The following is a 2,839-nucleotide window of genomic DNA, read 5'->3' as shown; positions in this document are numbered from 1 at the left end:
GCAGCTTTCAAAGCTGGGTTCAAAATAAGCGGAGTAATAACGTCGTTTACAAATGATGTAACGATAGCTCCAAATGCAGCCCCGATAATCACAGCAACAGCAAGGTCAACAACGTTTCCACGAAGGAGGAAAGCTTTCAATTCTTTTAACATATCCTAAATATGTCCTTTCATAATAATTTTTTTACAGACCATAGTATAACCAAAAAGTTTGTCGAATTCAATGATTATGCTCAAATCTTTTAAAAAAGTTGATTTAAGCAAACTGTTGATTCTAGAAAGTGTGGAAAGATGTGGAAAAATAGGATGAAAATCAATCTGAATGATTTACAATTGACAAAAATTAGTTTAAAATAGTTAATGATATTCTATGGTAAAATGGAGGCACTGTTTATGGTTGACAAACAACTGATTTCAGAAATTAAAAACAGTGTGAATATTGTAGATGTAATCGGAGAAGTCGTTCAATTGACAAAGGCAGGACGAAACTTTTTAGGTCTCTGTCCTTTTCATGGTGAAAAGACACCTTCTTTTAATGTAGTCGAGGATAAACAGTTCTATCATTGTTTTGGTTGTGGCAAATCAGGCGATGTTTTTAAGTTTATCGAAGACTATCGTGGTGTCTCCTTCATGGAAGCTGTTCAAATTGTTGGAGATCAGGTAGGCATTCAAGTGCAAGCTCTTGCTCCATCTCAGTCCAGGCCACAGCAAGCAGATGGGAAACAACCCTTTTATGAGATTCATCAAGAGGCTGCCAAATTCTATCATGCGATCCTGATGACGACAAAGATGGGAGAGGATGCTCGGCAATACCTTTATGATCGAGGACTTGATGATGAGGTGCTTCGGCATTTTCAAATAGGCCTAGCACCAGCAGAAGGGAATTATCTGTATCAGAGTGTTTCTGGAAAGTTTTCAGAAAACATTATGGCCGAGTCAGGACTGTTTCATATTAGTGATATGGGGACTCTGTATGATGCTTTTCAAGATCGCATTATGTTTCCCTTATCGGATGATACTGGCCGAGTTATTGCTTTTTCTGGTCGGCTTTGGCGTGAACAAGCCGAAGGGACCAAGCCTCAGGGGAAATATAAGAACAGCCGTAGTACGCTCCTTTTTAACAAGAGTTATGAGTTGTACCATTTGGATAAGGCCAAGCAGATCGCGAAGAAGAACCATGAACTTTACCTGATGGAAGGATTCATGGATGTCATCGCAGCCTACCGGGCTGGGATTGAGAATGCGGTTGCTTCCATGGGGACAGCTCTGACCCGTGAACATGTAGCCCATCTGAGCAAATTTACCAAAAAAGTGATTTTGGCCTATGATGGAGATAAAGCGGGAAGGCTAGCGACAGCAAAGGCATTAGAGGTTCTGGAAAAACAGGAGGTAGAGGTTGTCCAAATTCCTGATCAGATGGACCCTGATGAGTATCTCAAAAAGAATTCACCGCAAGCTTTGGCAGACTTATTGGAAAAAACGCGTCTTAGCCGCGTAGAATTTCTCATGGATTATTGGAAGCCAGACAATATTGAAAATTTGCAGGCGCAGATTGAATTTGTTGAAAAAATGGCTCCTTTAATTGCTCAGACACCATCTGTAACGGCACAAAACACCTACATTTATAAATTAGCCGATCTCTTGGTTGACTTTGATTATTTGCAGGTGGAACAAACGGTTAATGCTAGTCGTCTTCAGATGCGTAGTCAGCGTCAAGATCAAGGGCCAATCCAGACACAGGCTCCAGTTGCTAGTCCAACTATTGTACAGAAGCAGTTGCCTCGCCTGGTTCGGGCTGAGAATCATCTTCTTCATCGGATGAATGATTTTCCTTATGTTTTGAATGAATATCGTCTTCGGACAGATTTTTCATTTGATACCCCTGCCTTGCAAACCTTGTACCAACTGCTTTGCCAAAATGGAGAAGTGACATCGCAGGATTTGTCTGAGCAGACAGAGGAAGTCCAACGAGCCTGGTATCTGATGCTAGAAGAAAATTTACCGGATGAAATAGCGGAGAATGAGCTGGAAGAAGTGGAAGAAACGAGAAATCGTGAGCTTCTTCGTAAAGAAAGTCAACAAATAGGAAAAAAAGTCCGAGAAGCCTCTCACAGTGGAGATGCGGATCAGGCTTTATTGGAACTCGAGCGACTAATCGCTCAAAAAAGAAGAATGGAGTAGGAATGGCGAAAGAACAAAAAGATATCACAACTTTAGATGTCCAAATTGCAGAGTTTATTCGTAGTCATAAGAAAAGTGGTACTGCAACAGATGATGAAATCAATGATCAATTGGTCATTCCTTTTGCTTTGGATGCCGATGGAATTGATGATTTGTTGCAACGGATTCAAGATGCTGGGATTTCAATCACGGATAAAGAAGGAAATCCAAGTGCGCGTGTCCTGAACAACGAAGAAGAAGAACCAGAGTTGACGGATGAGGAATTGCTTGGAAGCAACTCTGCTAAGGTCAATGACCCAGTACGGATGTACTTGAAGGAAATTGGGGTCGTTCCTCTTTTGACCAATGAAGAAGAGCAAGAATTGGCCATCTTGGTGGAACAAGGAGACTTGGAAGCTAAGCAACGTTTGGCAGAAGCCAACCTTCGTTTGGTTGTTTCTATTGCGAAGCGCTATGTTGGTCGTGGGATGCAATTCTTGGATTTGATCCAAGAAGGAAACATGGGCTTGATGAAGGCCGTTGATAAGTTTGACTATACCAAGGGATTCAAGTTCTCTACTTATGCGACTTGGTGGATTCGTCAGGCTATCACCCGTGCCATTGCAGACCAGGCTCGTACCATTCGTATTCCTGTCCACATGGTAGAAACTATTAACAAG

3 protein-coding genes are annotated in these 2,839 nt (G+C 41.7%); 2 read left to right on the top strand and 1 reads right to left on the bottom strand.

The genetic code is table 11. The features are described 5' to 3' along the window. Positions 1–152, bottom strand: a 152-nt coding sequence (locus tag ACLOR3_RS05460) for a large conductance mechanosensitive channel protein MscL (protein ID WP_412037095.1), incomplete at its 3' end; no start/stop codon positions are given. Positions 153–392: 240 nt separating this feature from the next. On the opposite strand from ACLOR3_RS05460, the gene dnaG reads away from it, so the two are divergent. Both dnaG and ACLOR3_RS05450 read left to right on the top strand, forming a co-directional pair. Then, a complete protein-coding gene (gene dnaG, locus ACLOR3_RS05455) occupies positions 393–2,180 on the top strand; it encodes a DNA primase (RefSeq protein ID WP_411400450.1) in 1,788 nt (595 codons plus the stop codon). 2 nt (positions 2,181–2,182) lie between these two features. After that, positions 2,183–2,839, top strand: a 657-nt coding sequence (locus tag ACLOR3_RS05450) for a sigma-70 family RNA polymerase sigma factor (RefSeq protein ID WP_412037060.1), incomplete at its 3' end; no start/stop codon positions are given.

Source organism: Streptococcus intestinihominis, assembly GCF_046824975.1.
Classification (GTDB): domain Bacteria; phylum Bacillota; class Bacilli; order Lactobacillales; family Streptococcaceae; genus Streptococcus.
This window is presented reverse-complemented; position numbering and strand designations above follow the sequence as displayed.

What these genes read in the sequence shown, in the direction of transcription:
- dnaG (WP_411400450.1), top strand. Translation starts at nt 393, where the DNA reads ATGGTTGACAAACAACTGATTTCAGAAATTAAAAACAGTGTGAATATT.